The 23,685-nt window shown below is 69.0% G+C and carries 25 protein-coding genes and 1 tRNA gene; 8 read left to right on the top strand and 18 right to left on the bottom strand.

Annotation, left to right across the window (positions count from 1 at the left end; genetic code table 11):
* Positions 1-73: 73 nt before the first annotated feature.
* On the bottom strand, positions 74-847 hold the full coding sequence (locus tag FHX68_RS01345; RefSeq protein WP_141380537.1) for a hypothetical protein: 774 nt from the start codon (positions 845-847) through the stop codon (positions 74-76).
* Between the two features lie 124 nt (positions 848-971).
* On the opposite strand from FHX68_RS01345, the gene FHX68_RS01340 reads away from it, so the two are divergent.
* Both FHX68_RS01340 and FHX68_RS01335 read left to right on the top strand, forming a co-directional pair.
* Positions 972-3,032 carry a DUF262 domain-containing protein gene (locus FHX68_RS01340; protein ID WP_141380538.1) on the top strand — a complete coding sequence of 687 codons (2,061 nt, stop codon included), beginning with the start codon at positions 972-974 and terminating at the stop codon, positions 3,030-3,032.
* Between the two features lie 12 nt (positions 3,033-3,044).
* Positions 3,045-4,604 carry a bifunctional phosphatase PAP2/diacylglycerol kinase family protein gene (locus tag FHX68_RS01335; protein WP_244926822.1) on the top strand — a complete coding sequence of 520 codons (1,560 nt, stop codon included), beginning with the start codon at positions 3,045-3,047 and terminating at the stop codon, positions 4,602-4,604.
* On the opposite strand, the gene FHX68_RS01330 is transcribed toward FHX68_RS01335, so the two are convergent.
* From FHX68_RS01330 to FHX68_RS15075, 3 genes are all read right to left on the bottom strand, one after another.
* Complete coding sequence (locus FHX68_RS01330; protein WP_141380540.1) at positions 4,576-5,253, bottom strand: phosphatase PAP2 family protein; 678 nt, start codon at positions 5,251-5,253, stop codon at positions 4,576-4,578. The genes FHX68_RS01335 and FHX68_RS01330 overlap by 29 nt on opposite strands.
* Before the next feature lie 259 nt (positions 5,254-5,512).
* Positions 5,513-6,121, bottom strand: a complete 609-nt coding sequence (locus tag FHX68_RS01325; RefSeq protein WP_211345036.1) for a Fic family protein — start codon at positions 6,119-6,121, stop codon at positions 5,513-5,515.
* A 32-nt stretch (positions 6,122-6,153) separates the two neighbouring features.
* Positions 6,154-6,309, bottom strand: a complete 156-nt coding sequence (locus FHX68_RS15075; RefSeq protein WP_170214235.1) for a hypothetical protein — start codon at positions 6,307-6,309, stop codon at positions 6,154-6,156.
* Between the two features lie 186 nt (positions 6,310-6,495).
* On the opposite strand from FHX68_RS15075, the gene FHX68_RS01320 reads away from it, so the two are divergent.
* A complete protein-coding gene (locus FHX68_RS01320; RefSeq protein ID WP_141380542.1) occupies positions 6,496-7,908 on the top strand; it encodes a plasmid pRiA4b ORF-3 family protein in 1,413 nt (470 codons plus the stop codon).
* A 45-nt stretch (positions 7,909-7,953) separates the two neighbouring features.
* Here FHX68_RS01320 and FHX68_RS01315 read toward each other — a convergent pair whose 3' ends face one another.
* The 3 genes from FHX68_RS01315 to FHX68_RS15070 all read right to left on the bottom strand — a co-directional run bounded on the left by FHX68_RS01315 (position 7,954) and on the right by FHX68_RS15070 (position 9,754).
* On the bottom strand, positions 7,954-8,814 hold the full coding sequence (locus tag FHX68_RS01315; RefSeq protein WP_229661418.1) for a nucleotidyl transferase AbiEii/AbiGii toxin family protein: 861 nt from the start codon (positions 8,812-8,814) through the stop codon (positions 7,954-7,956).
* A 95-nt stretch (positions 8,815-8,909) separates the two neighbouring features.
* Positions 8,910-9,500 carry a type IV toxin-antitoxin system AbiEi family antitoxin domain-containing protein gene (locus FHX68_RS01310; protein ID WP_141380544.1) on the bottom strand — a complete coding sequence of 197 codons (591 nt, stop codon included), beginning with the start codon at positions 9,498-9,500 and terminating at the stop codon, positions 8,910-8,912.
* A 41-nt stretch (positions 9,501-9,541) separates the two neighbouring features.
* On the bottom strand, positions 9,542-9,754 hold the full coding sequence (locus FHX68_RS15070) for a hypothetical protein (RefSeq protein ID WP_141380545.1): 213 nt from the start codon (positions 9,752-9,754) through the stop codon (positions 9,542-9,544).
* 77 nt (positions 9,755-9,831) lie between these two features.
* On the opposite strand from FHX68_RS15070, the gene FHX68_RS16285 reads away from it, so the two are divergent.
* Entirely contained in the window at positions 9,832-10,143 is a 312-nt protein-coding gene (locus tag FHX68_RS16285; RefSeq protein WP_170219035.1) for a tyrosine-type recombinase/integrase, read from the top strand.
* Here the strand turns inward: FHX68_RS16285 and FHX68_RS01300 are convergent.
* The 4 genes from FHX68_RS01300 to FHX68_RS01285 form a co-directional block, all read right to left on the bottom strand.
* A complete protein-coding gene (locus FHX68_RS01300; RefSeq protein ID WP_141920004.1) occupies positions 10,066-11,040 on the bottom strand; it encodes an IS481 family transposase in 975 nt (324 codons plus the stop codon). The two genes, FHX68_RS16285 and FHX68_RS01300, sit on opposite strands and share 78 nt — an antisense overlap.
* Before the next feature lie 127 nt (positions 11,041-11,167).
* Positions 11,168-11,416 carry a hypothetical protein gene (locus tag FHX68_RS01295; protein WP_141381639.1) on the bottom strand — a complete coding sequence of 83 codons (249 nt, stop codon included), beginning with the start codon at positions 11,414-11,416 and terminating at the stop codon, positions 11,168-11,170.
* Position 11,417: 1 nt separating this feature from the next.
* Positions 11,418-12,197, bottom strand: coding sequence for a hypothetical protein (locus FHX68_RS01290; protein WP_141381640.1), 780 nt, complete (start codon positions 12,195-12,197; stop codon positions 11,418-11,420).
* A 139-nt stretch (positions 12,198-12,336) separates the two neighbouring features.
* A tRNA-Gln gene (locus FHX68_RS01285) sits at positions 12,337-12,408 on the bottom strand.
* Positions 12,409-12,649: 241 nt separating this feature from the next.
* Here FHX68_RS01285 and FHX68_RS01280 point away from each other — a divergent pair.
* From FHX68_RS01280 to FHX68_RS15635, 3 genes are all read left to right on the top strand, one after another.
* Positions 12,650-13,624 (top strand): IS481 family transposase, encoded by a 975-nt coding sequence (locus tag FHX68_RS01280; protein WP_141920002.1) that lies wholly within the window; start codon positions 12,650-12,652, stop codon positions 13,622-13,624.
* 19 nt (positions 13,625-13,643) lie between these two features.
* Complete coding sequence (locus FHX68_RS15640) at positions 13,644-14,954, top strand: ArnT family glycosyltransferase (RefSeq protein WP_229661383.1); 1,311 nt, start codon at positions 13,644-13,646, stop codon at positions 14,952-14,954.
* Between the two features lie 139 nt (positions 14,955-15,093).
* The gene (locus FHX68_RS15635; protein WP_229661386.1) at positions 15,094-15,849 is read left to right on the top strand and encodes a mannosyltransferase YkcB-related protein; all 756 of its coding nucleotides are present in this window, start codon (positions 15,094-15,096) and stop codon (positions 15,847-15,849) included.
* Positions 15,850-15,876: 27 nt separating this feature from the next.
* On the opposite strand, the gene gltX is transcribed toward FHX68_RS15635, so the two are convergent.
* Both gltX and FHX68_RS01265 read right to left on the bottom strand, forming a co-directional pair.
* Complete coding sequence (gene gltX / locus FHX68_RS01270; protein WP_141378790.1) at positions 15,877-17,391, bottom strand: glutamate--tRNA ligase; 1,515 nt, start codon at positions 17,389-17,391, stop codon at positions 15,877-15,879.
* 10 nt (positions 17,392-17,401) lie between these two features.
* Positions 17,402-18,352, bottom strand: a complete 951-nt coding sequence (locus FHX68_RS01265) for a LysR family transcriptional regulator (protein ID WP_141378788.1) — start codon at positions 18,350-18,352, stop codon at positions 17,402-17,404.
* A gap of 79 nt (positions 18,353-18,431) precedes the next feature.
* Here FHX68_RS01265 and FHX68_RS01260 point away from each other — a divergent pair, with 79 nt between their 5' ends.
* Positions 18,432-19,505, top strand: coding sequence for an aminotransferase class V-fold PLP-dependent enzyme (locus FHX68_RS01260; RefSeq protein ID WP_141378786.1), 1,074 nt, complete (start codon positions 18,432-18,434; stop codon positions 19,503-19,505).
* 39 nt (positions 19,506-19,544) lie between these two features.
* Here FHX68_RS01260 and FHX68_RS01255 read toward each other — a convergent pair whose 3' ends face one another.
* The 5 genes from FHX68_RS01255 to sufB are packed head-to-tail and all read right to left on the bottom strand — an operon-like array spanning position 19,545 to position 23,669.
* The gene (locus tag FHX68_RS01255) at positions 19,545-19,874 is read right to left on the bottom strand and encodes a metal-sulfur cluster assembly factor (protein ID WP_141378784.1); all 330 of its coding nucleotides are present in this window, start codon (positions 19,872-19,874) and stop codon (positions 19,545-19,547) included.
* 9 nt (positions 19,875-19,883) lie between these two features.
* Positions 19,884-20,654: a Fe-S cluster assembly ATPase SufC gene (gene sufC, locus FHX68_RS01250; protein ID WP_141378783.1), complete on the bottom strand. Its 771-nt coding sequence runs from the start codon at positions 20,652-20,654 to the stop codon at positions 19,884-19,886.
* Positions 20,655-20,668: 14 nt separating this feature from the next.
* Positions 20,669-20,998: a non-heme iron oxygenase ferredoxin subunit gene (locus FHX68_RS01245; protein ID WP_141378780.1), complete on the bottom strand. Its 330-nt coding sequence runs from the start codon at positions 20,996-20,998 to the stop codon at positions 20,669-20,671.
* Complete coding sequence (sufD, locus tag FHX68_RS01240) at positions 20,995-22,251, bottom strand: Fe-S cluster assembly protein SufD (protein ID WP_141378778.1); 1,257 nt, start codon at positions 22,249-22,251, stop codon at positions 20,995-20,997. The genes FHX68_RS01245 and sufD overlap by 4 nt, the downstream gene beginning before the upstream one ends.
* Entirely contained in the window at positions 22,251-23,669 is a 1,419-nt protein-coding gene (gene sufB, locus FHX68_RS01235; RefSeq protein WP_141378776.1) for a Fe-S cluster assembly protein SufB, read from the bottom strand. Before sufB ends, sufD begins: the two co-directional genes overlap by 1 nt.
* Positions 23,670-23,685 lie beyond the last annotated feature (16 nt).

Genomic DNA, 23,685 nt, shown 5'->3' with positions numbered 1-23,685 from the left:
CCTGCCCGCTGTACGCAAGAAGGCCCCCGCCACTGGCGGGGGCCTTCTCGGCTGTCGCGGGTCGCGGCGAGGCTCAGGCCTCGCTCATGACGTTGACGTCCTGCTGACCGCGGGCGGCGAGCGCGGCGGCGCGGGCCGCGATGCGACGCTCCTGCTCGATCTGGCCGGCGTCGAGCGTCTCCTGGTCGACGGGGTAGCTCTCGACCTTGTTCACGCCGTTGTACTTGGCGATGTAGGCGTCGAGCTCGGGGCCCGACTCCCACGAGGTGATGAGGCAGTAGCGCGGCTCGTCGCCGTAGTGCGCCGCGGCGTGCCACAGGCGCTGCGTGTCGACGATCAGCTGCGCGCCGGCCGGCAGGGCGATGCGGGTCTCCTCGCTCGGGTCGGTGCGGTTCTCGCGCAGCACGAAGTAGCTGGTCTTGTCGTCGGTGAGGTTGAAGAAGCCGCGCACGACCCAGCCGGTGCCGTCCGGGTTCAGGCGGTTGTTGTCATCCTGGTGCAGGTTGTACAGGCAGTCGGCGTAGGTGTTCGGCTGCAGCTCGATGATGCGGCAGCGGCCGACGTTGGCACCCGGCTCGAGCGCGCGCTCGGTGAGGGTCGGTGCGATCGCGGTCTGCGAGTCGATCCACACACCGTCCTTGTCGGTGCGCGGCGGCTTGTGGTTCCAGAAGCCGTTGCATTCGATCTCACCCTTGGCCGAGGCCAGCGGGGCGAAGCGGGTGTCGCCGGAGGACTTCCAGTCGACGTATTCGACGTCGAGCCACTCCTTCGGGTCGATCTCCTTGCCGTAGGGGTCGAGGACGACGTACCCGGTCTCTTCCAGAGCGGCGCTCTTGATGTATGCCATGACGGATCATGCCCTTTCTGTCGGACGAGCGAAGTTTTTACACGCCGACTTAGGCAAGCCTACAGAGCGGTCTGATGGACGCGATTAGACTCGACCGAGGTTTTCGAGGAGCGTTTTTCTGACGATGAGCACAGTGACCCCCGCCCCCGCCGATGCGACCGCCGCCCACGTCCAGGCGACCGCCGTGAACACGATCGGGTGGCTCCAGGCACCGGAGACGACGATCGTCGTGCCGGTGTATCAGCGGCAGTACCGGTGGGACATCGGCGGCTGCGAGCAGCTGCTGAGCGATGTGCGCGCGGTGTCGGCGGCGGATGCCACGGACACCCACTTCATCGGATCGATCCTCTCCACCGCGGCGTCGGATGACACCGAGTCGGGTGCGCACCTCGTCCTGATCGACGGCCAGCAGCGCCTGACGACGCTCATGCTGCTGGTCGCCGCGCTCCAGCATTCGCTGCGGGACGAAGACCCCGCGCTCGCCGCCGAGCTCTCCCGTGTGCTGGTGCGCGACGACGACCCCTCGCGCACCAAGCTCCGTCCCCACCGCGCATGGGCCGACGTCTTCGACAGCGTCGTGCACGACCGCCGCGCACCGGGCGAGCAGGCCCGCGAGTCGCGCTTCGACGACAACTACGCGTTCTTCCGCAGTCAGATCCGCCCCGGCGAGGCGCCGAGCATCTGGCGAGGGCTGCAGAAGCTCGAGCACGTCTCGATCACGCTCGGCCCCGAGGCCAACGCGCAGCAGACGTTCGAGAGCCTGAACTCCACCGGTGAGCCGCTGCGCGACCACGAGCTCATCCACAACTACGTGCTGATGGGGCTGACCCATGAGCAGCAGAGCGAGATCGAGAACGAGTACTGGCTGCCGATCGAAGAGGCGACCGGCGAGCAGATCGGCGCGTTCTGGCGGCACTATCTGGTCATGCTCACCGGACGCGAAGTCGATGCGTCGGGCGGCCGAGCAGTCTACGACGCGTTCCGCCACGAGTTCCCGCGGCTCGGCGTCGAGGCGCTGCGCGGTCACGCCGCGCAGTGGCGCGAATACGCGGAGATCTACGGGCTGCTGCTCGACCCGGCGCACACTCCCGACCCCGAGATCGGGCAGCAGTTCGCGTACCTCGGCACCTTCGGTCGCGGCGTCGCGCCTCTGCTCCTCCGCCTCTACGGCGACCACGTGCACGGGCTGCTCGACCGAGACGAGCTGATCCTCTCCCTCGAGCAGGTGCAGTCGCTGCTGCTGCGGCGCGTGATCGTCGGGATCTCCACGGATCGCCTGGTCGCCCGGCTCTGCCGCGCCGCCGAGCGCGGCCGCGACGACCTCGTGCACGCGATCGCGCGCATCACGCCGTCCGACGAGCGCACCCGCGTGGGCCTCAAGTACGGCGATCTCCCGCACCCCCGCTACGTGCTCGGCCGCCTCGCCGGCCTCACAGACCCGGCGGGGTTCGATGTCGATCACGTCGTTCCGGTCGCGCCGTCCGACGACTGGTCGCCCGACGGCGACCGCCGCTGGGCCGACCTCGAGGCCGACGAGCAGAACAGCTTCCGCGCGCTGTCGCAGACGCTCGGCAACCTGACTCTCCTCGAGGAGCCGCTCGCCGATCGCGCGTTCGACGCCTCCTTCCCCGACAAACGCCGCATATATGCCGCGAGCGACATCTCGCTCACTGCGGCCATCGCCGAGAGCCCCGCGTGGTCGACGGCGGAGATCGCCGCGCGCACCGCACGGCTCACCGAGGCGTTTCTGCGGGTGTGGGCGCGGCCGGCCGTGGTCAGCATCGACGACGACAACCTCACGCCGGTCCTCGACGCGCGCCTCCGACGCGGGTGGCCGCGCGGCTGGCAGCGCGAGTTCGACTACGTCGAGTTCCGCGGCGAGCACTGGGAGGTCGCCGACATCCGGTACCTCTTCAACCGCATCTTCCAGCGCCTCTGGGCGGAGTCCCCCGAGTCTCGCCAGGCGGTCATCGATTTCAGCGCCCGTCGCGGCGGGCCCGTGTATTCCGCGATGGCATGGAACGGTCAGTGGGATCAGATCGCCGGCGGCGACGATCCGCGCTACCTCTACATGGGGTGGGACGCCAAGTACATGCTCTCTGCTGTGCAGGGAGTGCTCGAAGAGGCCGGATGGGCGAGCGAGGTGTTTCTGAAGTACAGCTACATCGGTGACGCGATGGCCTGAGCGGGAGGCGAGATGACGCGGGAGCGGAAGACGCAGGGGAAGCAGACGCGCATGCGCACGAACACGACAGAGGCCGGCAACACGCGTCGCTGGCGGAGCGTCCGTCACCAGATCGACGCCCTCGATGTCGCGACCTTCGACGCGATCGCGAACACGAAGAGCCCGCTGCTGGATGCCACGATGCCGCGCCTCACCCGCGCCGCCGACCGCTCGGTGCTTTGGATCGTGATCGCCGGCCTGATGACGCTGACCGGCCGCCCGCGGGCACGCCGCGGCGCGGCGCGCGGTCTCGTCTCGATCGCGGTGACGAGCCTCATCGCCAACCAGGTATCCAAGCGTCTGCACCGCAGGCCGCGCCCCTCGATCACCCAGGTGCCTGCACAGCGGCTCGCGCATCGCATTCCGCAATCGACGTCTTTCCCGAGCGGACATTCCGCGAGCGCCATGGCGTTCGCGGCGGGCGCGGCCGCGGAATGGCCGGCGCTGTCCGTGCCGCTGCGCATGCTCGCAGGACTCGTCGGCTTCTCGCGCGTCGCGACGGGGGCGCACTACCCGTCCGATGTGCTCGCCGGCTTCGCCCTGGGTGAGACGATCGCCTGGCTCACGACGAAGGTCGTGCCCGTCGAGCGCATCGACCCCACGCAGGACGACCTCACGGTGCACGCGGGGAAGGCGAACCCCGACGGCGAGGGCATCGCGCTCGTCATCAATCCCAAGTCGGGGTCGGGGCGCGCGGGGAAGATCCTCCCCGAGGTGCGGCGGGCGTTCCCGCGCATGCGGATCGTCGAGCTGGGCAACGACGGCGAGGACTACGGGCAGGTGACCCGCGACACGGCGGCCTCGTGCGAGGTGCTCGCGGTGGCCGGCGGCGACGGCACGGTGCAGCAGGCGGCCGCCGCGGCGATGCACAACGGCATCCCGCTCGCCGTCTTCCCCGCCGGCACGTTCAACCACTTCGCGAAGGATCTCGGCATGTTCCCGCTGTCGGCCGCGATCGACGCGATCCACGCGGGCACCTACGCCAAGGTCGATCTCGGCGAGGTGAACGGCACGATCTTCGTCAACACCGCCTCGATCGGGGCCTACACCGACTTCGTCGCGATCCGCGAGAAGTACGAGCACCGCATCGGCAAGCCGCTCGCCGCGGTCGTCGCGGCTGCGCGCACCCTCGGGCGCGGCAAGGCCGTGCGCGTGCGCGTGGAAGACCTCGACGGCGACACGGTCGACGCGAAGTTCAGCCTGCTGTTCATCGGCAACGGCCGTTACGAACCGCGCGGCTTCGCGCCCGTGCACCGCGCGGCGCTCGACGACAGCCGCCTCGACCTGCGGGTGCTCGGGGTGACGCGGCTGGCTTCGCGCGCCCGGGTGGTGCTCGACCTCTTCACCGGGCGCATGGCGCGCAACAAGCGCTACCAGCAGTTCTCCGACGCCGAGTACCACCTCGAGCTGCCTGACGGGCCGTATCGCATCGCGCGCGACGGCGAGCTCGGCGAGCAGATCGACCGGCTCGACGCCCGGGTGCTCCCCCGTGCGCTCACCGTGATCACGCCGGCGCGGCGGAAGAAGCGCTGAGCCGCTGCCACAGCAGCCGGGCGACGAGCACCCAGACGACCGCGAGGCACACCCCCGCCGTCACGTCGGTGACGTAGTGCACGGCCAGCGCGACGCGCGCGACGCACACGAGCACGACGAGCGCGCCCGCGACGGCGCCCGTCGCCCTCCACGCGGCGACGGACACGCGGCCGACGAGCGCCACCATCACGACGAGCGCCGCCGTGGTGATGCCGAAGGCGTGGGCTGAGGGGAACGACGAGTGCAGGGCGTCGACAAGCGCGGCCTCGGGCCGTGGGCGGTCGACGACCGCCTTCACAGCGACCGGCACGATGCCGCCGAGGAGCACCGTCGCCGACGCGAAGAAGAGCGTGGACGCCTCGGCGCGCGACGCTCCGCGACGCCGGCGCACGAGCATCCACACCAGCGCGACGACCGCCGCGATGCGGAACGCGAGCGGCCCGAACACGGCCGAGACGGTGGTCCACACCGGCACCCACCACGACTGCGCCCCGCCGTTCCGCTCCCCCCAGGCCGCGCCCGCGCGATCGATCTCGGCGAGCGGGGGCCAGCCGGTGACGACGGCCACCGCGACGAGGCAGAAGAGCGCCGCCGCGACGACGCCCACCACGACATCGGCGCGGCCGACGCGGGGCATGGAGGAGCTCATGCCTCAGGTCTACCAGCCGCGGCGCGGCACAACGCGAAAACCCCCGGCGAACCGGGGGTTTCGAAACTGCTGGGGTACCTGGACTCAAACCAAGAACAACTGAGAGCCGCCTGGCCCGTCCGGGCGAAGCCCCGAATCGGTAGAGTTCACCGTAATTTCAGGGATCTCATGGGGTCGAGCCTACCGCCGGCTACCGACAGCTACGCAGTGGTTCGTGCTGATTCGCGCCTCTCGGGAGGGTTTCTGGTCACCAATCTGATCACCGGTTCTCTCCGTCGTCGAGCCTCTGGACGGGCACGAACGCGGCGAGCGGTTGGGGATCTCTGGTGACGTCGTACTGACGCAGTAAGGCGATGTATCGTCGCTTGTCGATGTCCCAGTCGTACGTCTCTGCGATCGCCTCCGCGTCTTGCGCGGCGAGGAACACCAGGTCGGCGAGCAGGCGCGTCGTTCGCCCGTTCCCGTCGACGAAGCCGTGGATGCGGACGGACTCGGCATGTACGGCGATGCCGAGTTCGCGTGCTGTCCAGTCGTCGGTGCGCTCCCAGCGGTACCGGATATTGTCGAGCGATCCGCGGAGCTCGACGGCGATGCGCTCGGGTTCGACGCCGAGGTTGAGATCACACGTTCGGTACCGACCTGCCCACGTCCACAAGTCTCCGTAGAGCTTCTGATGCAGGTCACGGAGGAACGCGTCCGTGAGGATGTCGGTGAGCACGAGTCGCCCGTCGGCGATGTCGTCGAGCAACGCGATGCTGACGTCATCGCTGATCGCCTGCTCAGCTTCGTAGAGGTCGATCTTCTTCGGCTCATCGCCGAAGATCTCACGAGCCTGTGGGGTGAGGGCGTCTGCTTCTTCCGGGTCCAACGGCGTCTCGCCGCATCCGGGCCCGACACCCATCAAATGCGCTGCTTGCGCGCGGCGAGGAAGCGCTCGACCCGCTCAGAACGAGTGACACCGACCGGCACCGACCTGTTCTCCAACGCCGCCGACGCCCGCGTGGAACGCAGAGCGGCACGATGAAGCGCCTCACGAGTGACATCCTTGCGCTTCATATGCTCACCTCCGGCAGCTAGGGCTCTGCTTCATTCTATCGTGCCGGCTCCCTTCTGGCGGGGTGCGGTGCGCTCCCCGCCAGGCACTTCCCTGACCAGCAGTTGGGCGGACGCCGACGTTCTCCGTGAGAATTGATCGCGATGGCGCATCCCGAAGTGATGTGCCCGAAGGTCGGGAGAAGGAAGATGGCATCCGAGAAGTTCGAGGCACCGGATCTTCAGAAGTTCATCGCCTCGCTGAGGCCCGACGCCGATCATCTGGACGATCTCTGGCGTCGTCCCGAGCCGCAGCTCCTCCCCATCCCCGCTACGGTGCGGGGCTTCCGTATCCGTATCGACCTGCAGCGCACGAAGCCGCCGGTGTGGCGACGCATCGAGGTTCCCGGCGACATCCTCCTCCCGCGGCTGCACGAGGTGATCCAAGCGGCGATGGGATGGACCGAGAGCCACCTGCACCGCTTCCGCACGAGCAATGACCGCAACGCTCCCGAGTTCCTCACCCAGTTCGACCTCGACGAGGGCGATGAAGGGATGCTCGAAGACGACGTGCGTCTCGACCAGGTCATCGCCGACGAGGGCGACCGACTCTGGTACGACTACGACTTCGGAGATGACTGGAAGCACCTCCTGCGCATCGAGAAGGTACTCGACAGCCCTCCACCGGCCCCGGTGTGCGTCGGCGGGAAGCTCGCCTGCCCGCCAGAGGACTGCGGCGGCGTCTGGGGCTACACCGAACTCGCCGACTGGGTGCGCAGCGACTACGACGACGCACTCCGCCCCGAGGTGTTCGAGAACACGGCGGAGGGACGCGCCTGGCTGCCCGACGGCTGGCACCCCGATGTGTTCGACATCGATGAGACAAACGAGCTCATCACCTCCGTCACCGCGGAGCCGATCCCGGTCGTCGAGGAACTCGAGTCGCTGCTCGAGCTGGCGCGAAACCGCGGTGCACGCGGCCTGCGCGACGCTCTCGCTCATCCGGCTGCCTCCGGTGTGACCGATATCAGCACCGACGAGGCCGCCGATCTCACTGAGCCATTCCGTGTGCTCCTCGACGTCGTCGGGGACGGCGTGACGCTCACGGGCGCCGGGTACCTGAAGCCCGCCGCTGTCGAGCAGATTGCACATCGCACGGGCATCACCGAATGGTGGATCGGCAAGGCCAACCGCGAAGACCTCGCCTGGCCCGTCTGGGAACTCCGCGCCACGGCGCGAGCGCTGGGACTCGTCTCGGTGCGCAAGGGCCGCATCGCCCCGACTCAGGCCATCGCCAAACGCAGAGACGACCCGCAGGCGATGCTGCGACACATCACCGGCCGACTCCCGCTCGGAACAACCCCCGCCGAGCGGCACGCCGGCTGGATGGCACTCGCCGCCGTCGCGAACGAGACACCCGCTGAACTGTGGGAAGAGAGCATCAGCGAACTCCTGTTCGACCTCGGCTGGCGCGACCGAGAGGACCCCTACCGCGCCCCCTCACCCGAGAGCCCCACGCTCGACGCGCTCCACCTACTCGCGGGGGCGATGCGGGCGAACGGGAGACCGAAGGGTGTGAACACGGCTGTCGCAGCCGTCGCCCGGGCCGTCATACGGGCCTGACCGTCTGGTCACCGGATCGGCTGCGACCAGGTCCGACAGAAACCGTCACAAGTCGGTCCTACCTGTAGCGGATTCTGTCGGCTCGGACGACGTGACGGGCACCGCGCTCCAGTTCCGTTCAGCGGGCCTCCACACGGCTTTGGCATCGAGCCCATCGAGCACCGGGTCGACGAAGTCAGCAACGGCGGCAACGGTGTCGGAGAACCTCTCCGGCAGACTCGCGCCCACTTCGCCGAGCCCCTTCCGGTAGGCGACATAGGTTGAGCCTCGGAGCACTGCGAGCCCCTCGGTGGCCTGCGCTAACGGAATCAACGTGGTCCCGCGGAAAGTTGCGGTCGCCGTGAGCGCGTCACGCAGTTCCCCGCACTGGAGAGCCTGTGTGCCGGTCAAGAGGTGGATGTCCGCGAAGTCACGCACGCGCGTGTTCGCTCGTCCCAGTTCGATCGCGGTGACGAGTTTCTCTGCGAGTACCGTCTCGATCGGGTAGCCCAGGATGCGGATCGGCGGAGCGTCCGGCCGCAGCGACGGCAGCTCTACTGTTCGCGGGGCCGGCGTGACGGGGTCGCCGAAGTTGATGTCGAGCCGCAGCTTGACCTGCGCTGTCGCGAGCTGTGCCGTCATCGTCACCCGCACGCCGGAATACAGCGCGTCGTCGCGGATCACCGCGGTGGTCACAGTCTCGGGGAGGAACTCCACACCGTCGTCCGAGTCTTCGATCGCGGCAATCTCCGCGACACGACGAGCCGCGGTTTCTTCGTCGGAGGCCATGTTGCGCGCGAGGGCGTCGGCGTCGACCGTGGGACGGCGGGTGCCGAAGGAAGCCAGCAGCATCCCGCCCTTCAGGATGAAGTCCTCGGCGTACGGTGAGCGCGACATCCGCGACAGCCACCGCTCGACGATGTACATCGTGAGCAGTTCCTCCGTGCCACGCTTCTGACGGCGAGCCTGATTCTGCAAGTCGAGGTATGCGCGCCCTCCGGCGCTCTCTCGCGTGGGCCGACTCATCGAGCACTCGCAACATCGAGCGCAGCACGCATCGGCCCAAACGTCCCCAGCGCCTCCGCGTACTCCAGCAGCAATGCCGGTTTCGAATTCGGCGCTGCCAGGTATCGGTAAAGCGCGGCGTGCGCGATCGGCTCGCCAAGGCGCTTCCGAAATCTCATGAGATCCACCACCGTCCTCGCCGCATCGTAGATGCGCACTGGCTCTCCCGGCCCCGCCTCGAACGACGTCAGCCCCAGTTCGAAAGAGGCCTCGTCGAAGCGGAACACCATCACCGGAGGATAGGTGATTACCGGCGTATGCGACCGCTTGGGAACCGCGATCTGCACCAACGCCGGCATCTCGTCCGTCAGGTCATGGATCGCTGCCGCCGAGATACAGCACACGATCGCGCGAGGAGCGCGGTGCGCCACTGCGATCATGTCGGGGTACGACGCCGGGGGCGCGTCTGCTCGACGGAAGACCCCGCGCGAGAGTTCGATGACCTGCCCGCCATCTCGCCAGGCATACAGATCTCGCGGATGCACACCGTGCGCCCGCGAGGTCTCCGTCGTGAACGTCGACGGGAGCGACTCGTCCAACTCCTTCATGGATACAATCCTCGCACAGGCCGCTCAACTATGTGCGTTTTTTATCCATCTCGGGCCACACGCTCTTCCTGCACTGCATCTGCACGCATCACAATAGTCGCAGCCGCAAGACCAGCCGCATGCTCCTCATCGACGAATCGTTCGGCGAGCGTCGCGCGAGCCAGGTCCGCCGGCAGGGCAACGGAGAACTTCAGCCCCTCGACAGCTTGCGGGGCGATGTAAGGGACCACACCGTCCAGAAGGAAAGCACGCATGCTGTTTACATCGAAGGCAGCAGGACTACACGATCCAGTTCAATCTCGACAACTTCTACCGGAAGCACTTCCTGGGGGTGCTGAGGGAGCTGCGCATCCCGGCTGTCCGCTGGCACGACCTCCGACACTTCTACGCGAGCGCATGCGCCTCAGTGGGCATCCCTATTGAGCGCGTCGCCAAGTACATGGGCCACGCCGACATCGGCACGATGTACAAGCACTACCTGCACCTATTCAGCGACGACCACACCGACGACATGGCTCGCCTCGCAGCCGTAGCGAGCCGTCCGGCGCTCCAGCCGATGGCGCAGCTAGGTGTACTGACCTCGACCGTTGTTGATTCGGTCGATGGGGGTTTTGCCTCCGATGCCGAGGTGGTGCCTGTCTAGGTTGTAGTGGTCGAGCCAGGTCGTCAACCCTGCTTTTCGGTCGTCGTTCGAGCTCCAGGGGCGGGCGTAGGCCCACTCGGTGGCGAGGGTGCGGTTGAGGCGTTCGACTTTCCCGTTGGTCCAGGGGCAGTGCGGTTTGATGAACCGCTGTCGGATGCCGTGCGCGTCGACCACGGCCTTGAACGCGGCCGAGTGGCGGTAAGCGAACGCGTTGTCGCTGATGACGCGTTCGACTGTGACGCCGAGGCGCGCGTAGAACGCGATCGCCCGCTCGAGCACACCCGCGGCGGTGATGCCTTTCTCGTCGTCGTGGATCTCCGCGTAAGCAACTCGGGAATGGTCGTCGATGACGGTGTGCACGTAGTCGTAACCCAGGCCCCGCTTGCGCGCAGGACGTTGCCCGCGGCCATGCAGACGCCATCCGCCGCCGTCGGGGATACGGCCGAGTTTCTTCACATCAACGTGGATCAGGGACCCGGGATGATCATGCTCGTAACGCTGCGCGGATCGGCGGGTCGCGCGGATCACGGACCCCGTGACCGGGTCCAGCTCCCGCAGCAACGGCACGTGGTGGCGGCGCAACACCCTACCGACCGTTGAGGCCTGCAAGCCGAGCTTGTCAGCGATGAACACCGGCCCACGCCGAGTGAGGTGCCGCATGATCCGCACCCTCGCCTCCACGCACGCTTTGGTCTGGCGAGGGTGGGAGCGGGCGACGCTGGAACGATCGATCAGGCCCGCCGGGCCGCACTCCCGGAACCTGCGCCACCACCGCCACGCGGTCGTGCGGGAGATCCCCATTTCCGCGGCAACATGCGCGACCGCACGCCCCGACTGGATGCGCTGAACCATGATCAACCGGCCGGCCGGAGTCAGCCGGGCATTAGCGTGAGACAAGAGAGACCTCCGTGCGTTTGAGCTGAAGAACTTTGACAGCTCCAACTCGACCCCGGAGGTCTCTCCTACGTCAACAACGATCTGGGTCAGTACAGCTAGGCGGTTGAACGACGAGGCCGCTTCTCGATCACCGCTGTCGGTCGCGGCGGTTGGCAACGTAGCGCGCGGACAGATCGAGGAGCGGGCGAACAGCACCCCGCGCGGCGCTCTCTAGGTCGTAGTCGCTGTGTAGGTCTCCACCACCATGGCCACGCATGAAGCCAACCGTCCAGCCGTCAGCGTCTGGCTCGAACGTGATGCCGAACCCTTCTTGCTCACCGAGTGCGATGATCTCGCCTACCGCGCGCAGCGTGTCGTCGTCGAAGTTCGCGGCCACGTCATTCCTCCTGCTCAGCATCCCGAAGCATCTTCTGAGCCGTCCGGACCACCAGTACCGTTGCCTGCGCAGCAGCGAAAGCGTCCACGTCCGCGATGTCGCCGTGGGTGACCTTCTGAGAGAGGTCCCACACAGCCCGCATGGTTGACCGCAGCTCTGCCTTGTCACGACCCTGCGCATACGCGGCGAGGAATAGATCGAACCATGCTTTGGCGTCGGCACCCTTGGGAGCCTCCTGTCCCGCGGGCACGATAGCTGGATCGGCGATGAGCTTGCCGAAGTCGATAAGAATCTCTCGGCTGCGCCGTCCCACGTCCTGCCAGCCGTCGCGATCTCTCGCTGTCGAGTACTCCTCAATGAGTCCGGAGATGCGGCCGTTCAGGTTTTCCCATGTCGGCGTGTCATCGTCTGCCGCGGGATCGTGAATCCCGCCCCGCGTTTCGATCTGGTCGAGTTGGGCGAGAGCTTCCTGCGTCAGCTCGCGGACGTATGTCCGGCGCTCGTGGTAGCTCGCGAGATTCTGGGAGTAGTAGCCATACCAGTCCCACAAGCCGTTCCAGGGAAAGGGAGGCTTGAGGCCGAGGCGTCGAAAATTGGCGTTGAGGGTGCGCGTGTCTCGTTGCCAGCGGGCATCCACGTTCTGGATACGCTCACCGCCCGTACCGACAGCCACGATGGTATTCGCCTGCGCTTGGAGCAGTGCCCTCAGGGTGTCCAGATCCACGGCTGGCGGCGGTTCGTTGCGGCTCGGATCGAAGAGGCCGTCTATCGCGTCTGACACAGGCCTAATTCTGCCAGCCAGTCCCCGCCAGCCACGTTCTTGTCGGAGGGGTTTCGGAGGGAATCGCCTGATCCCGGACCACCAAAGCAAGAGCCCCGGTGATCCGTTCTGACGCGGATTTCCGGGGCTATCTGTCTTGCTGGGGTACCTGGACTCGAACCAAGAACAACTGAACCAGAATCAGCCGTGTTGCCAATTACACCATACCCCAAAGGCATCCGACCGAAGTCGTACCGAGGGTCTAGCTTAGCCCACTCGAGAGGCGGGTCCAAACCACGTCGGGCGTGCCGGGCTCCGAACGAGGTGTCAGCGAGTTCATAGCGCACGCCTCGGCATCCGCGTGCCCTGCGGTTCTAGCTGTACTGACCCAGATCGTTGTTGACGTAGGAGAGACCTCCGGGGTCGAGTTGGAGCTGTCTAAGTTCTTCAGCTCAAACGCACGGAGGTCTCTCTTGTCTCACGCTAATGCCCGGCTGACTCCGGCCGGCCGGTTGATCATGGTTCAGCGCATCCAGTCGGGGCGTGCGGTCGCGCATGTTGCCGCGGAAATGGGGATCTCCCGCACGACCGCGTGGCGGTGGTGGCGCAGGTTCCGGGAGTGCGGCCCGGCGGGCCTGATCGATCGTTCCAGCGTCGCCCGCTCCCACCCTCGCCAGACCAAAGCGTGCGTGGAGGCGAGGGTGCGGATCATGCGGCACCTCACTCGGCGTGGGCCGGTGTTCATCGCTGACAAGCTCGGCTTGCAGGCCTCAACGGTCGGTAGGGTGTTGCGCCGCCACCACGTGCCGTTGCTGCGGGAGCTGGACCCGGTCACGGGGTCCGTGATCCGCGCGACCCGCCGATCCGCGCAGCGTTACGAGCATGATCATCCCGGGTCCCTGATCCACGTTGATGTGAAGAAACTCGGCCGTATCCCCGACGGCGGCGGATGGCGTCTGCATGGCCGCGGGCAACGTCCTGCGCGCAAGCGGGGCCTGGGTTACGACTACGTGCACACCGTCATCGACGACCATTCCCGAGTTGCTTACGCGGAGATCCACGACGACGAGAAAGGCATCACCGCCGCGGGTGTGCTCGAGCGGGCGATCGCGTTCTACGCGCGCCTCGGCGTCACAGTCGAACGCGTCATCAGCGACAACGCGTTCGCTTACCGCCACTCGGCCGCGTTCAAGGCCGTGGTCGACGCGCACGGCATCCGACAGCGGTTCATCAAACCGCACTGCCCCTGGACCAACGGGAAAGTCGAACGCCTCAACCGCACCCTCGCCACCGAGTGGGCCTACGCCCGCCCCTGGAGCTCGAACGACGACCGAAAAGCAGGGTTGACGACCTGGCTCGACCACTACAACCTAGACAGGCACCACCTCGGCATCGGAGGCCGCACCCCCATCGACCGAATCAACAACGGTCGAGGTCAGTACATCTAGCGTGTGTGCCGTGCTCATCATGGATGCCTGCGCCGCCCGGCCGCCCGCCGCGCGCACCGTCGCGGCGCACCGCCGGGTCGACCCGTTCGCATGGGCCCTCCTCGCCCTCGCCGTGTTCACGCTGGCGCTGACCGCGTGGAGCGTGGGCGGCTCGATGTCGGAGTACTACGCCTCGATCGCCCTGTCCATGAGCAAGAGCTGGCCGAACTTCTTCTTCGGCGCCGTCGACCCCGCCGGAACCGTCACGCTCGACAAGATCCCCGGCTCGTTCTGGATTCCCGCGCTGTCGGTCCGCCTCTTCGGCTTCTCCCCCGCCGCCGTGATCCTGCCCAACGCGCTCGCCGCCGCCGCGGCGACGGTGATCACGGCGCGGCGGTGGGCCGGGCGCACGGCCGGCATCGTCGCGGGACTCGTGGTCGCGACAACCCCGATCCTCGTCGCGGTCGCACTCTCGAACCAGCCCGAGACCTTCTTCGTGCTCGCCCTCGCCCTCACCGCCTGGGCGGCGACGAAGGCCCTCGAGCGGCGGAGCCTCGGCTGGCTGGTGCTCGCCGGCGTGTTCATCGCCGCGGGCTTCCAGACCTACATGCTCGAATCCTGGGCGGTCTGGCCGGCGCTCGCGGCCGCCTACCTCTGCACGCGGCAGTCGTGGCCGCGCCGACTCGCCCGCGTCGCGATCGCCGGAGCGACGAGCCTCGTGCTCTCGCTCGGCTGGATCATCGTGGTGGCCGTCATCCCGGCATCCCAGCGCCCCTACATCGGTAGCACCCTCTCGAACAGCCCGTGGGAGATGGTGTTCGGCTACAACGGGCTCGGACGCTTCGGCTCCTCGACCGCCGACGGCGACGCGTACCGCTCGTTCACCCCGCCGTTCTCCGGCAGCCCTTCCGTCGTGCGCCTGCTCAACGAGGCGCTCGCCGCGCAGATCGGCTGGCTCGTGCCGGTCGCGCTGGTCGCGATCGCGATCCTGATCGCGCTGCGCTTCCGCCTGCCGCTCACGGTGTTCGGGGCCGTGTGGTTCGCGACGTTCGCGGCGATGTTCTCGATCGTCGCGGGCATGCACCAGTTCTACACGGCGGCACTCGCGATCCCCCTGGCGCTGCTCATCGGCGCGGCGTTCGCCGCCGCACGGCGCAGCGCGCACTGTGGGCCCAGCTCGCACTGCCGATCGCCGCCGCCCTCAGCGCGCTCGGCATCAGCATCGGACTCGCACTCGGCGCGGGCGGCACCGCGTATTCGCTGCCCGCCGCCATCGTGCAGTGCGTCGCGTCCGCCGTGGCGACGGCGCTCGTCGTGCGGGAGCGACGCAGCGGGCGACGGATGCCGGTGACCACCGTTCTCGGCGTCGTCGCGCTGCTGCTCACGCCTGCGGTGTGGTCGGCGGTCACGATCGCGACCCCCAACTCGACCAGTCCGGTGGCCGGCGGGGTGTCGGCGATGGGGTCGGCGGCGCCCGCGGGATGGCGGGGATGGGCGGACCCGGGGCAGGCGGCGCGGCGGGGTTCGGCGGCGCGCCGGGATCCGGCGGCGCGGCGGGTTCGTCCGGAGGGGCGGGCGGCGGCGCCGGTGCGCAGGCGCGCGGGGGCCACGGCACGGGCACGGCGCGCGGCGACGGCCTGCCAGCGGGACGCAGTGCGGGAAGCGCCACGGGCGGCACCGGGGGCACGGGCGCCGCCGGCGGGCTGGGCACGCCGGGCGTCATGGGCGCCGCCGGCGGGCTGGGCACGCCGGGCGTCATGGGCGCCGCCTCCCGCACCTCGTCGGGCACCGCGAACACCCTCGCCTGGCTGCAGGCGCACCGAGTCGACGGCACGCGCTACCTCGTCGCGACGTTCGGCGCGCAGGCGGCGGCGCAGCTGATCGTCGCCTCGGGCGGCGAGTCGGTGCTGCCGGTCGGCGGGTTCGACGGGCAGGACGCCGTGCCCACCCTCGCCGGCTTCGAGAAGCTCGTCGACGACGGCGCGCTCCGCTACGTGCTGGTCTCCGGGAGCGCCGGCGGCACGACGCGCGGCGGCGGCTTCGGCAGCGCGGGCGGCCCGAGCGGCACCGGCGGCGCCGGCATCACCGGCGGCACATCAGCGAACGGCGCCGGCGGAACACCAGGCGCGACGAACGGCACCGGCGAATCGACCACGACGAGCGCACAGATCCGCGCGTGGGTGCTCGCGAACTGCACCGCCGTCACCGACAGCTCGGTGACCGGCCTCTACTCCTGCGGATCGTAGCGACGCGGAGCGTGACCGGGCGACCGCTCAGCCGATGCGCTGCACGAGGGCATCCAGCCGGCGGATCGTCTCCGCCTTGCCCAGGATCTCCATCGACTCGAACAGCGGCGGCGACACGCGGCGACCGCTGATCGCGACCCGCAGCGGGCCGTACGCGACGCGGGGCTTCAGACCCAGGTCGTCGATGAGCGCCTTCTGCAGCTCCGCCTGCACCGCCGCGGCGGTGAAGCCCTGCTCGGGCACGAGTTCGAGCGCGCCGACCGACGCGACGAGCACCGGCCCGGAGTTCTCCGGCAGGCTCTTCAGCGCGTCGTCGTCGTAGACGACCTCGTCGCGGAAGAGGAAGCCCAGCAGGCCCGGCGCCTCGCCGAGCAGCTGCATGCGCTCCTGCACGAGCGGAGCCGCCGCGTCGAGGATCGTCTGCTGGTCGGCGGTGGGCGGGTTCTCGACGAGGTCCGCCGTCGCCAGGTACGGCACGAGGCGGGCGGCGAAGTCGGATGCCTCGAGCATGCGGATGTGGTCGCCGTTGATCGACTCGGCCTTCTTCTGGTCGAAGCGGGCCGGGTTCGGGTTGACGTCGGCGATGTCGAACGCGGCGATGAACTCGTCGAGCGTGAACACGTCGCGGTCGGGAGCGATCGACCAGCCGAGGAGGGCGAGGTAGTTGAGCAGCCCCTCGTGGATGAAGCCCTTCTCCCGCTGCAGGAAGAGGTCGGCCTGCGGGTCGCGCTTGGAGAGCTTCTTGGTGCCGGTCTCGCCGAGCACCAGCGGCATGTGCCCGAACCGGGGCACGAAGTCGGTCACCCCCGCGCCGATGAGGGCGTCGTAGAGGGCGAGCTGACGCGCCGTCGAGGGCATGAGGTCTTCGCCGCGGATGACGTGGGTGATTCCCATGAGCGCATCGTCGACCGGGTTCGTGAACGTGTAGAGCGCCTGCCCGCCCGCTCGCACGACGACGAAGTCGGGGAACGAGCCGGCGGGGAAGGTCACCTCTCCGCGGATGAGGTCGACGTAGGTGAGGTCGTGGTCGGGCACGCGCAGCCGGTACGCGGGCTCGCGCCCCTCGGCGCGGAAGGCGGCCTTCTGCTCATCGCTGAGCGTCCGGTCGTAGTTGTCGTAGCCGAGCTGCTTCGCGCGCCCCGCCGCCTCGTTGCGCGCGTCGATCTCCTCGGCGGTCGAGTACGACTCGTACACGGCACCGCTGTCGATGAGCTGCTGCAGGACGCCCGCATAGATGTCGCGCCGCTGCGACTGCCGGTACGGGGCGTGCGGGCCGCCTTTCTCGACGCCCTCGTCCCAGTCGATCTCGAGCCACGTGAGCGCGTCGACGAGCTGATGGTAGCTCTCCTCGCTGTCGCGCGCGGCGTCGGTGTCTTCGACGCGGAAGATCAGCTTGCCACCGGTGTGCCGCGCGTACGCCCAGTTGTAGAGCGCGGTGCGGATCATGCCGACGTGCGGCAGCCCGGTCGGCGAGGGGCAGAACCGCACGCGCACGTCGGTGCCGCTGGCGGTGGTGGTACGGGGATCGATCGCTGCAGACATCTCCCCCAGTCTAGCCAGCGGCGGCCCGCTCGTTCCGGCTCGTCCCGACGCTCTGCAGCACCGGTCCGAGCACCTCGAGCACCGCGGCGATGGATGGCACGCGCTCCGCGCTCTGCGCCGTCACGAGGTGCAGCCGCCGCGCCTCGGCGACCGGGAGCGGCACCGTCGCGACCCCGGGCAGCAGCGGGAACGACTCGAGCGCCATCCGCGGGAGCGTCGCCACCCCGATCCCCTGCGCGACGAGGCCCTCGACCGCGACGTAGTTGTCGGTCTCGTAGCCGATGCGGGGCGCGAAGCCCGCGCGCTCGCAGAGCTCCAGCAGGTGGCCGCGACAGCGCGGGCATCCGGCGATCCAGGTCTCGTCGGCGAGGTCCGAGACGTCGTCGACCGGCCCGTGCCCCGCCGGCAGCACCAGCATCAGCTCGTCGCGCCCCGCGGCGCGGACGCTGAGGCCGCGCGCGCTCGACCGGTGCGGGTCGTCGCGGTCACCCGGGTAGCTGAACGTGAGCGCGATGTCGGCGCGGTCGTCGCGGATCGCCTCGACCGCTTCGGGCGGCTCCGCTTCCAGGTACGTCAGCGAGAGCCCCGGGTGCGCGGCGGCGAGGGCGGCGATGAGGCGCGGCACGAGCACCGGGGATGCCGAGGGGAAGGCGACCAGGCGCACGACCCCCGTCCGGAGCCCCCGCAGATGCGCGAGCTCCTCGGCGGCGGCGTCGACGGCGAGGGTCACGGCCGGAGCGTGCCGGGCGAGCACGCGCCCCGCCTCGGTGAGCCGCACGCCGCGCCCGACCCGCTCGACGACCGCCACCTCGAGTCGCGCTTCGAGGCGGCGCAGGTGCTGGCTGATCGCCGGCTGGCTGTAGCCGAGCGCCGCCGCCGCGCCGGTGATCGAGCCGCTGTCGGCGATCGCCCGCACGATCTTGAGGCTCAGCACGTCGAGCTCGACCGAGGCATCCGTCATGCACACATAATCTCACGGCATGCGATGCATCCCATACCTGACGTAGACGCATGAGTATGCCCAAGCTGATGCTGGAGGCATGACTCTCACGGCGACCGCGACCGACCGCCTTGCGGCGCTCCGCGCAGAATTCCGGGGAGCGGATGCGGCCGCGGCAACGGGGTACCTCGCCGCCTGCACGGCGGGACTGCCGACGGCGGGCACGCGGCGCGCGATCACGGCCGATCTCGCCGGCCGCCCCGACGTCGCGGGGTACAGCCGAGCCGTCGAGGCATCGCGCTCGCACTTCGCGCGCCTCGTCGGCGTCGCACCCGACCGCGTCGCGATCGGCTCGCAGACCTCGGCGCAGGTCTCGCTGCTCGCCGCCGCGCTGCCGTGCGGCGCGCGGGTGCTCGTGCCCGAAGACGAGTTCTCCTCGCTCGTGCTGCCCTTCGTCCACGCCGGTCGCGGCATCGAGGTGCGCGCCGTCCCGCTGCGCACCCTCGCCGAGGAGATCGCGGCGGACACCGACCTCGTCGCTTTCTCGCTGGTGCAGTCGGGCTCGGGCGAGGTCGCCGACCTCGACGCCATCGGCGCCGCGGCGGCGCGCGTCGGCGCACGCACGGTGTGCGACGCGACGCAGGCTGTCGGCTGGATGCCGGTGGATGCCTCGCGCGTCGACGCCCTGCTCTGCCACGCGTACAAGTGGCTGTGCTGCCCGCGCGGCGTCGCCTTCCTCGCGCTTCGCGCCGAATACGCCCGCACCCTCACTCCGCTGCACGCCGGGTGGTACGCCGGCAACGATCCGTGGTCGTCGTGCTACGGCGGTGCGGCCGAGCTCGCCTCCTGCGCGCGGCGCTTCGACGTGTCGCCGGCGTGGCAGGCGTTCGTCGGCGCCGAACCCGCGCTCCGGGCCTTCGCCGACGCCGACCCGGGCGCGTTGCACGCGCACGCGACGGGTCTCGCGGCGCGGTTCCGCGCGCTGATCGGCCTCGCCGAGCCCGCGCGGCCGAGCGCGATCGTCACGTGGCCGGATGCGTCAGGCGCCGACCTCGCGCGCCTCACCGCCGCCGGGCTGATCGCCTCGGGGCGCAACGGCCGCGCGCGCGTCGCGTTCCACGTGTTCAACGACGAGCGCGACGTCGACCTCGCCGCACGCGCACTCGCTCGCTGACCTCGTTCGCGGGCGCGCCGGCTCGCCGACCGGCCGGCGTCAGATCGCGAAGCCGAGGGCGCGCATCATGTCGCGCCCGTCGTCGGTGATGCGCTCGGGGCCCCACGGCGGCATCCACACCCAGTTGATGCGGAACCGGTCGACGACGTCGTCGAGCGCCTGCGCCGTCTGCTCCTCGAGCACGTCGGTGAGCGGGCACCCGGCCGAGGTGAGGGTCATGTGGATGACCAGCGCGTCGTTCTCGTCGTCCCACGACAGGTCGTAGATGAGTCCCAGGTCGACGACGTTGATCCCGAGTTCCGGGTCCATGACGTCTTTGAGCGCCTCGGTGACGTCGTCGTACTTCTCCGGGCTGAGCGTCGCGGTCATACGTCGATCCTAGGCTTCGATGACATCGCTGGGGTCGAGGTAGCGGTCGTAGCCCTCGTTCTCCAGGCGCTCGGCGAGTTCGGGGCCGCCCTCCTCGGCGACGCGACCCTTGACGAGCACGTGCACGAAGTCGGGCTTGATGTAGCGGAGGATGCGCGTGTAGTGCGTGATGAGCAGCACACCGAGGTCGGTGGCGGCCTTCGCGCGGTTGACACCCTCGGAGACGATCTTCAGCGCGTCGACGTCGAGGCCCGAGTCGGTCTCGTCGAGCACCGCGATCGCGGGCTTGAGGAGCTCGAGCTGGAGGATCTCGTGGCGCTTCTTCTCGCCGCCCGAGAAGCCTTCGTTGACGTTGCGCGAGGCGAACTTCGGGTCCATCCGAAGGTCCTTCATGGCCGCCTTGACGTCCTTCGTCCACGCGCGGATCGCGGGCGCCTCGCCGTCGATCGCGGTCTTGGCGGTGCGGAGGAAGTTCGTGACGGTGACGCCCGGGATCTCGACCGGGTACTGCATCGCGAGGAAGAGGCCCGCGCGGGCGCGCTCGTCGACCGACATCGCGAGGACGTCTTCGCCGTCGAGGGTGATCGTGCCCTGCGTCACCGTGTACTTGGGGTGCCCGGCGATCGTGTAGGCGAGGGTCGACTTGCCCGAGCCGTTCGGGCCCATGATCGCGTGGGTCTCGCCGGTGCGGACCGTCAGGTCGACGCCGTTGAGGATGGGGGTGGTCCCCTCGTCGGTCTCGACCGTCACGTGCAGGTCGCGGATCTCGAGAACAGCCATGTCAGATTCCTTCGTCAGTTCACATCTTTGGTGACGGCGGGGTCGATGAGGATGTCGTCCCCGTCGATCGTCACTTCGTATACGGGCACCGGCTCGTAGGCCGGGAGGTTCAGGGGGCGGCCGGTGCGCAGCGAGAACGCCGAGCCGTGCGCCCAGCACTCCAGGGTCTCCCCCTCGACGAAGCCGTCGGAGAGCGAGACGTCGCCGTGCGTGCAGGTGTCGCCGATCGCGTGCACCTCGCCGTTCGAGTCGAGCACGACGGCGATGGGCACGCCGTCGACGACGACGCGCACCGCGGTGTCCTGCTCGAGGTCGCTGAGGTTCAGCACCTTCTGCGCGGTCATGCGGATGCCTCGGCGGAGACCGATGCCGTGAGCGCGAGTTCCGCCTCGATGGCTTCGATGAGCTCGCTCTGCAGGTCGTCGATGCCGATCTTCTGCACGATCTCGGCGAGGAAGCCGAGGACGACGAGGCGACGCGCCTCGTCCTCGGCGATGCCGCGCGCCTGCAGGTAGAACAGCTGCTCGTCGTCGAAACGCCCGGTGGCACTCGCGTGGCCCGCGCCGATGATGTCGCCCGTCTCGATCTCGAGGTTCGGGATCGAGTCGGCGCGCGCCCCTTCGGTGAGCACGAGGTTGCGGTTGGCCTCGTACGAGTCGGTGCCCGTGGCATCCGGGCCGATCAGCACGTCGCCGATCCACACGGTGCGCGCTCCGGCGCCCTGCAGGGCCGCCTTGTAGAGCACGTCGCCGATCGTGTGCGGACCCTTGTGGTGCAGGTACACCTGGCTCTCGAGGTGCTGGCCGGAGTCGGAGAACGCGAGGCCGTAGAGCTTGCCGTCGGCGCCCGCGCCGGCGAGCTCGACCGACGGGTTCACGCGCACGAGACCGCCGCCGAGGCTGACGACGACGTGGGTGAGCGCGGCGTCGCGGTCGACGCGGGCCTGGTGGGATGCCAGGTGCACGGCGTCGTCGTCCCAGCGCTGCACCGACACGAGCGTGAGGGCGGCGCCGTCGCGGACGATGATCTCGACGTTCTGCGCCTGCTGGGCGGTGCCCTCGTGGCGGAGGATCACGGTGCCGCGCGAGTGCGGCTGCGCCTCGATGACGACGTGGGCGTGTGCGACGCCGCCGCGGCCGGTGAGGCGCACGACGATCGGCTCGTCGAGCTCGACGCCCTGCGGGATGCGGATGAGCGGCGCCTCGGCCTCCTGGTGCCACGCGATCGCGCTCGGCAGATCTTCGGGGCGGAACACCTCGCCGCGCGGCGCCTCGCCGACGGCGAGACGGCCCTGCTCAACGGCGTCCGGCGCCGACACCTCGACGCCGATGACGTCGTGCGGGGCGGGCTCGTCGCGCAGCAGCTCGGCGATCGCCTTCAGCGGCGTGTGCTTCCAGTTGACCTCGGTGCCGACGGGCGTGCCGAAGTCGGCCGGGTCGAACGACGTGGGCCGCTCGGAGCGGGTCTGCACCGGCACGAACTCGTTGCTGTCGGGGATGCCGGGCTGGCGGACGCCGGTCAGGCGCGCGGCAGGGTCGAGGTGACCCTCCGTCCGCTCCTGGCCCGAGGAGGCGGGGGTCTGTGTGGCGGTCGTCATCAGCCGACGGATCCTTCCATGCCCATCTCGATGAGCTTGTTCAGTTCGAGGGCGTACTCCATGGGCAGCTCCCGGGCGATCGGCTCGATGAAGCCGCGCACGATCATGGCCATCGCCTCGTCTTCGGGCATGCCGCGGCTCATGAGGTAGAACAGCTGCTCCTCGCTGACCTTCGAGACCGTCGCCTCGTGGCCGAGCTGCACGTCGTCGACGCGGATGTCGATCGCGGGATACGTGTCGGAGCGCGACTTCGTGTCGACCAGCAGCGCGTCGCAGCGCACGGTGTTCGCCGAGTGGTGCGCATTGGCATCCACCCGCACCTCACCGCGGTAGCCCGCGCGTCCGCCGCCGCGGGCGATCGACTTCGAGACGATCGAGGACTGCGTGTACGGCGCCATGTGGATCATCTTCGCGCCGGCATCCTGGTGCTGGCCGGGGCCGGCGAAGGCGACCGACAGCGTCTCGCCCTTGGCGTGCTCGCCCATCAGGTAGATCGAGGGGTACTTCATCGTCACCTTGGAGCCGATGTTGCCGTCGATCCACTCCATCGTCGCGCCCTCGTGGGCGACGGCGCGCTTGGTGACGAGGTTGTACACGTTGTTCGACCAGTTCTGGATCGTCGTGTAGCGCACGCGCGCGTTCTTCTTGACGATGATCTCGACGACCGCCGAGTGCAGCGAGTCGGACTTGTAGATCGGGGCCGTGCAGCCTTCGATGTAGTGCACGTACGAGCCCTCGTCGGCGATGATCAGCGTCCGCTCGAACTGGCCCATGTTCTCCGTGTTGATGCGGAAGTAGGCCTGGAGCGGGATCTCCACGTGCACGCCCGGCGGCACGTAGACGAACGAGCCGCCCGACCAGACCGCGGTGTTGAGGGCCGCGAACTTGTTGTCGCCGGCGGGGATGACCGTGCCGAAGTACTCCTCGAAGAACTCGGGGTGCTCGCGCAGCGCGGTGTCGGTGTCCATGAAGATGACGCCCTGGCGCTCGAGCTCTTCGTTGATCTGGTGGTAGACGACCTCGGACTCGTACTGCGCCGCGACACCGGCGACCAGGCGCGCACGCTCGGCCTCGGGGATGCCGAGCTTCTCGTACGTGTTGCGGATGTCCTCGGGGAGGTCCTCCCACGACTGCGCCTGCTTCTCGGTGGAGCGGACGAAGTACTTGATGTTGTCGAAGTCGATCTCCGACAGGTCGGCGCCCCACGTGGGCATCGGCTTGCGGCCGAAGAGCTGGTGGCCCTTCAGGCGCGTCTTGAGCATCCACTCCGGTTCGGCCTTCAGGGCCGAGATGTCGCGCACGACGGCCTCGGAAAGGCCTCGCTTGGCACTGGCACCCGCGGCATCCGCGTCGTGCCAGCCGAACTCGTAGACGCCGAGACCTTCGAGCTCGGGTCGGTCGATGAGCACATCCGACATGGCATTGCCTCCTTCG

The organism is Microbacterium lacticum, from assembly GCF_006716815.1.
Taxonomy (GTDB): domain Bacteria; phylum Actinomycetota; class Actinomycetes; order Actinomycetales; family Microbacteriaceae; genus Microbacterium; species Microbacterium lacticum.
This window is presented reverse-complemented; position numbering and strand designations above follow the sequence as displayed.

Excerpts from the sequence above, each read along its gene's own strand:
- FHX68_RS01345 (WP_141380537.1), bottom strand. The coding sequence starts at position 847 with ATGGCATACATCAAGAGCGCCGCTCTGGAAGAGACCGGGTACGTCGTC.
- FHX68_RS01340 (WP_141380538.1), top strand. The coding sequence starts at position 972 with ATGAGCACAGTGACCCCCGCCCCCGCCGATGCGACCGCCGCCCACGTC.
- FHX68_RS01335 (WP_244926822.1), top strand. The coding sequence starts at position 3,045 with ATGACGCGGGAGCGGAAGACGCAGGGGAAGCAGACGCGCATGCGCACG.
- FHX68_RS01330 (WP_141380540.1), bottom strand. The coding sequence starts at position 5,253 with ATGAGCTCCTCCATGCCCCGCGTCGGCCGCGCCGATGTCGTGGTGGGC.
- FHX68_RS15075 (WP_170214235.1), bottom strand. The coding sequence starts at position 6,309 with ATGAAGCGCAAGGATGTCACTCGTGAGGCGCTTCATCGTGCCGCTCTG.
- FHX68_RS01320 (WP_141380542.1), top strand. The coding sequence starts at position 6,496 with ATGGCATCCGAGAAGTTCGAGGCACCGGATCTTCAGAAGTTCATCGCC.
- FHX68_RS01315 (WP_229661418.1), bottom strand. The coding sequence starts at position 8,814 with ATGTACATCGTCGAGCGGTGGCTGTCGCGGATGTCGCGCTCACCGTAC.
- FHX68_RS01310 (WP_141380544.1), bottom strand. The coding sequence starts at position 9,500 with ATGAAGGAGTTGGACGAGTCGCTCCCGTCGACGTTCACGACGGAGACC.
- FHX68_RS15070 (WP_141380545.1), bottom strand. The coding sequence starts at position 9,754 with ATGCGTGCTTTCCTTCTGGACGGTGTGGTCCCTTACATCGCCCCGCAA.
- FHX68_RS15640 (WP_229661383.1), top strand. The coding sequence starts at position 13,644 with ATGGATGCCTGCGCCGCCCGGCCGCCCGCCGCGCGCACCGTCGCGGCG.
- FHX68_RS15635 (WP_229661386.1), top strand. The coding sequence starts at position 15,094 with ATGGGCGGACCCGGGGCAGGCGGCGCGGCGGGGTTCGGCGGCGCGCCG.
- gltX (WP_141378790.1), bottom strand. The coding sequence starts at position 17,391 with ATGTCTGCAGCGATCGATCCCCGTACCACCACCGCCAGCGGCACCGAC.
- FHX68_RS01265 (WP_141378788.1), bottom strand. The coding sequence starts at position 18,352 with ATGACGGATGCCTCGGTCGAGCTCGACGTGCTGAGCCTCAAGATCGTG.
- FHX68_RS01260 (WP_141378786.1), top strand. The coding sequence starts at position 18,432 with ATGACTCTCACGGCGACCGCGACCGACCGCCTTGCGGCGCTCCGCGCA.
- FHX68_RS01255 (WP_141378784.1), bottom strand. The coding sequence starts at position 19,874 with ATGACCGCGACGCTCAGCCCGGAGAAGTACGACGACGTCACCGAGGCG.
- sufC (WP_141378783.1), bottom strand. The coding sequence starts at position 20,654 with ATGGCTGTTCTCGAGATCCGCGACCTGCACGTGACGGTCGAGACCGAC.
- FHX68_RS01245 (WP_141378780.1), bottom strand. The coding sequence starts at position 20,998 with ATGACCGCGCAGAAGGTGCTGAACCTCAGCGACCTCGAGCAGGACACC.
- sufD (WP_141378778.1), bottom strand. The coding sequence starts at position 22,251 with ATGACGACCGCCACACAGACCCCCGCCTCCTCGGGCCAGGAGCGGACG.
- sufB (WP_141378776.1), bottom strand. The coding sequence starts at position 23,669 with ATGTCGGATGTGCTCATCGACCGACCCGAGCTCGAAGGTCTCGGCGTC.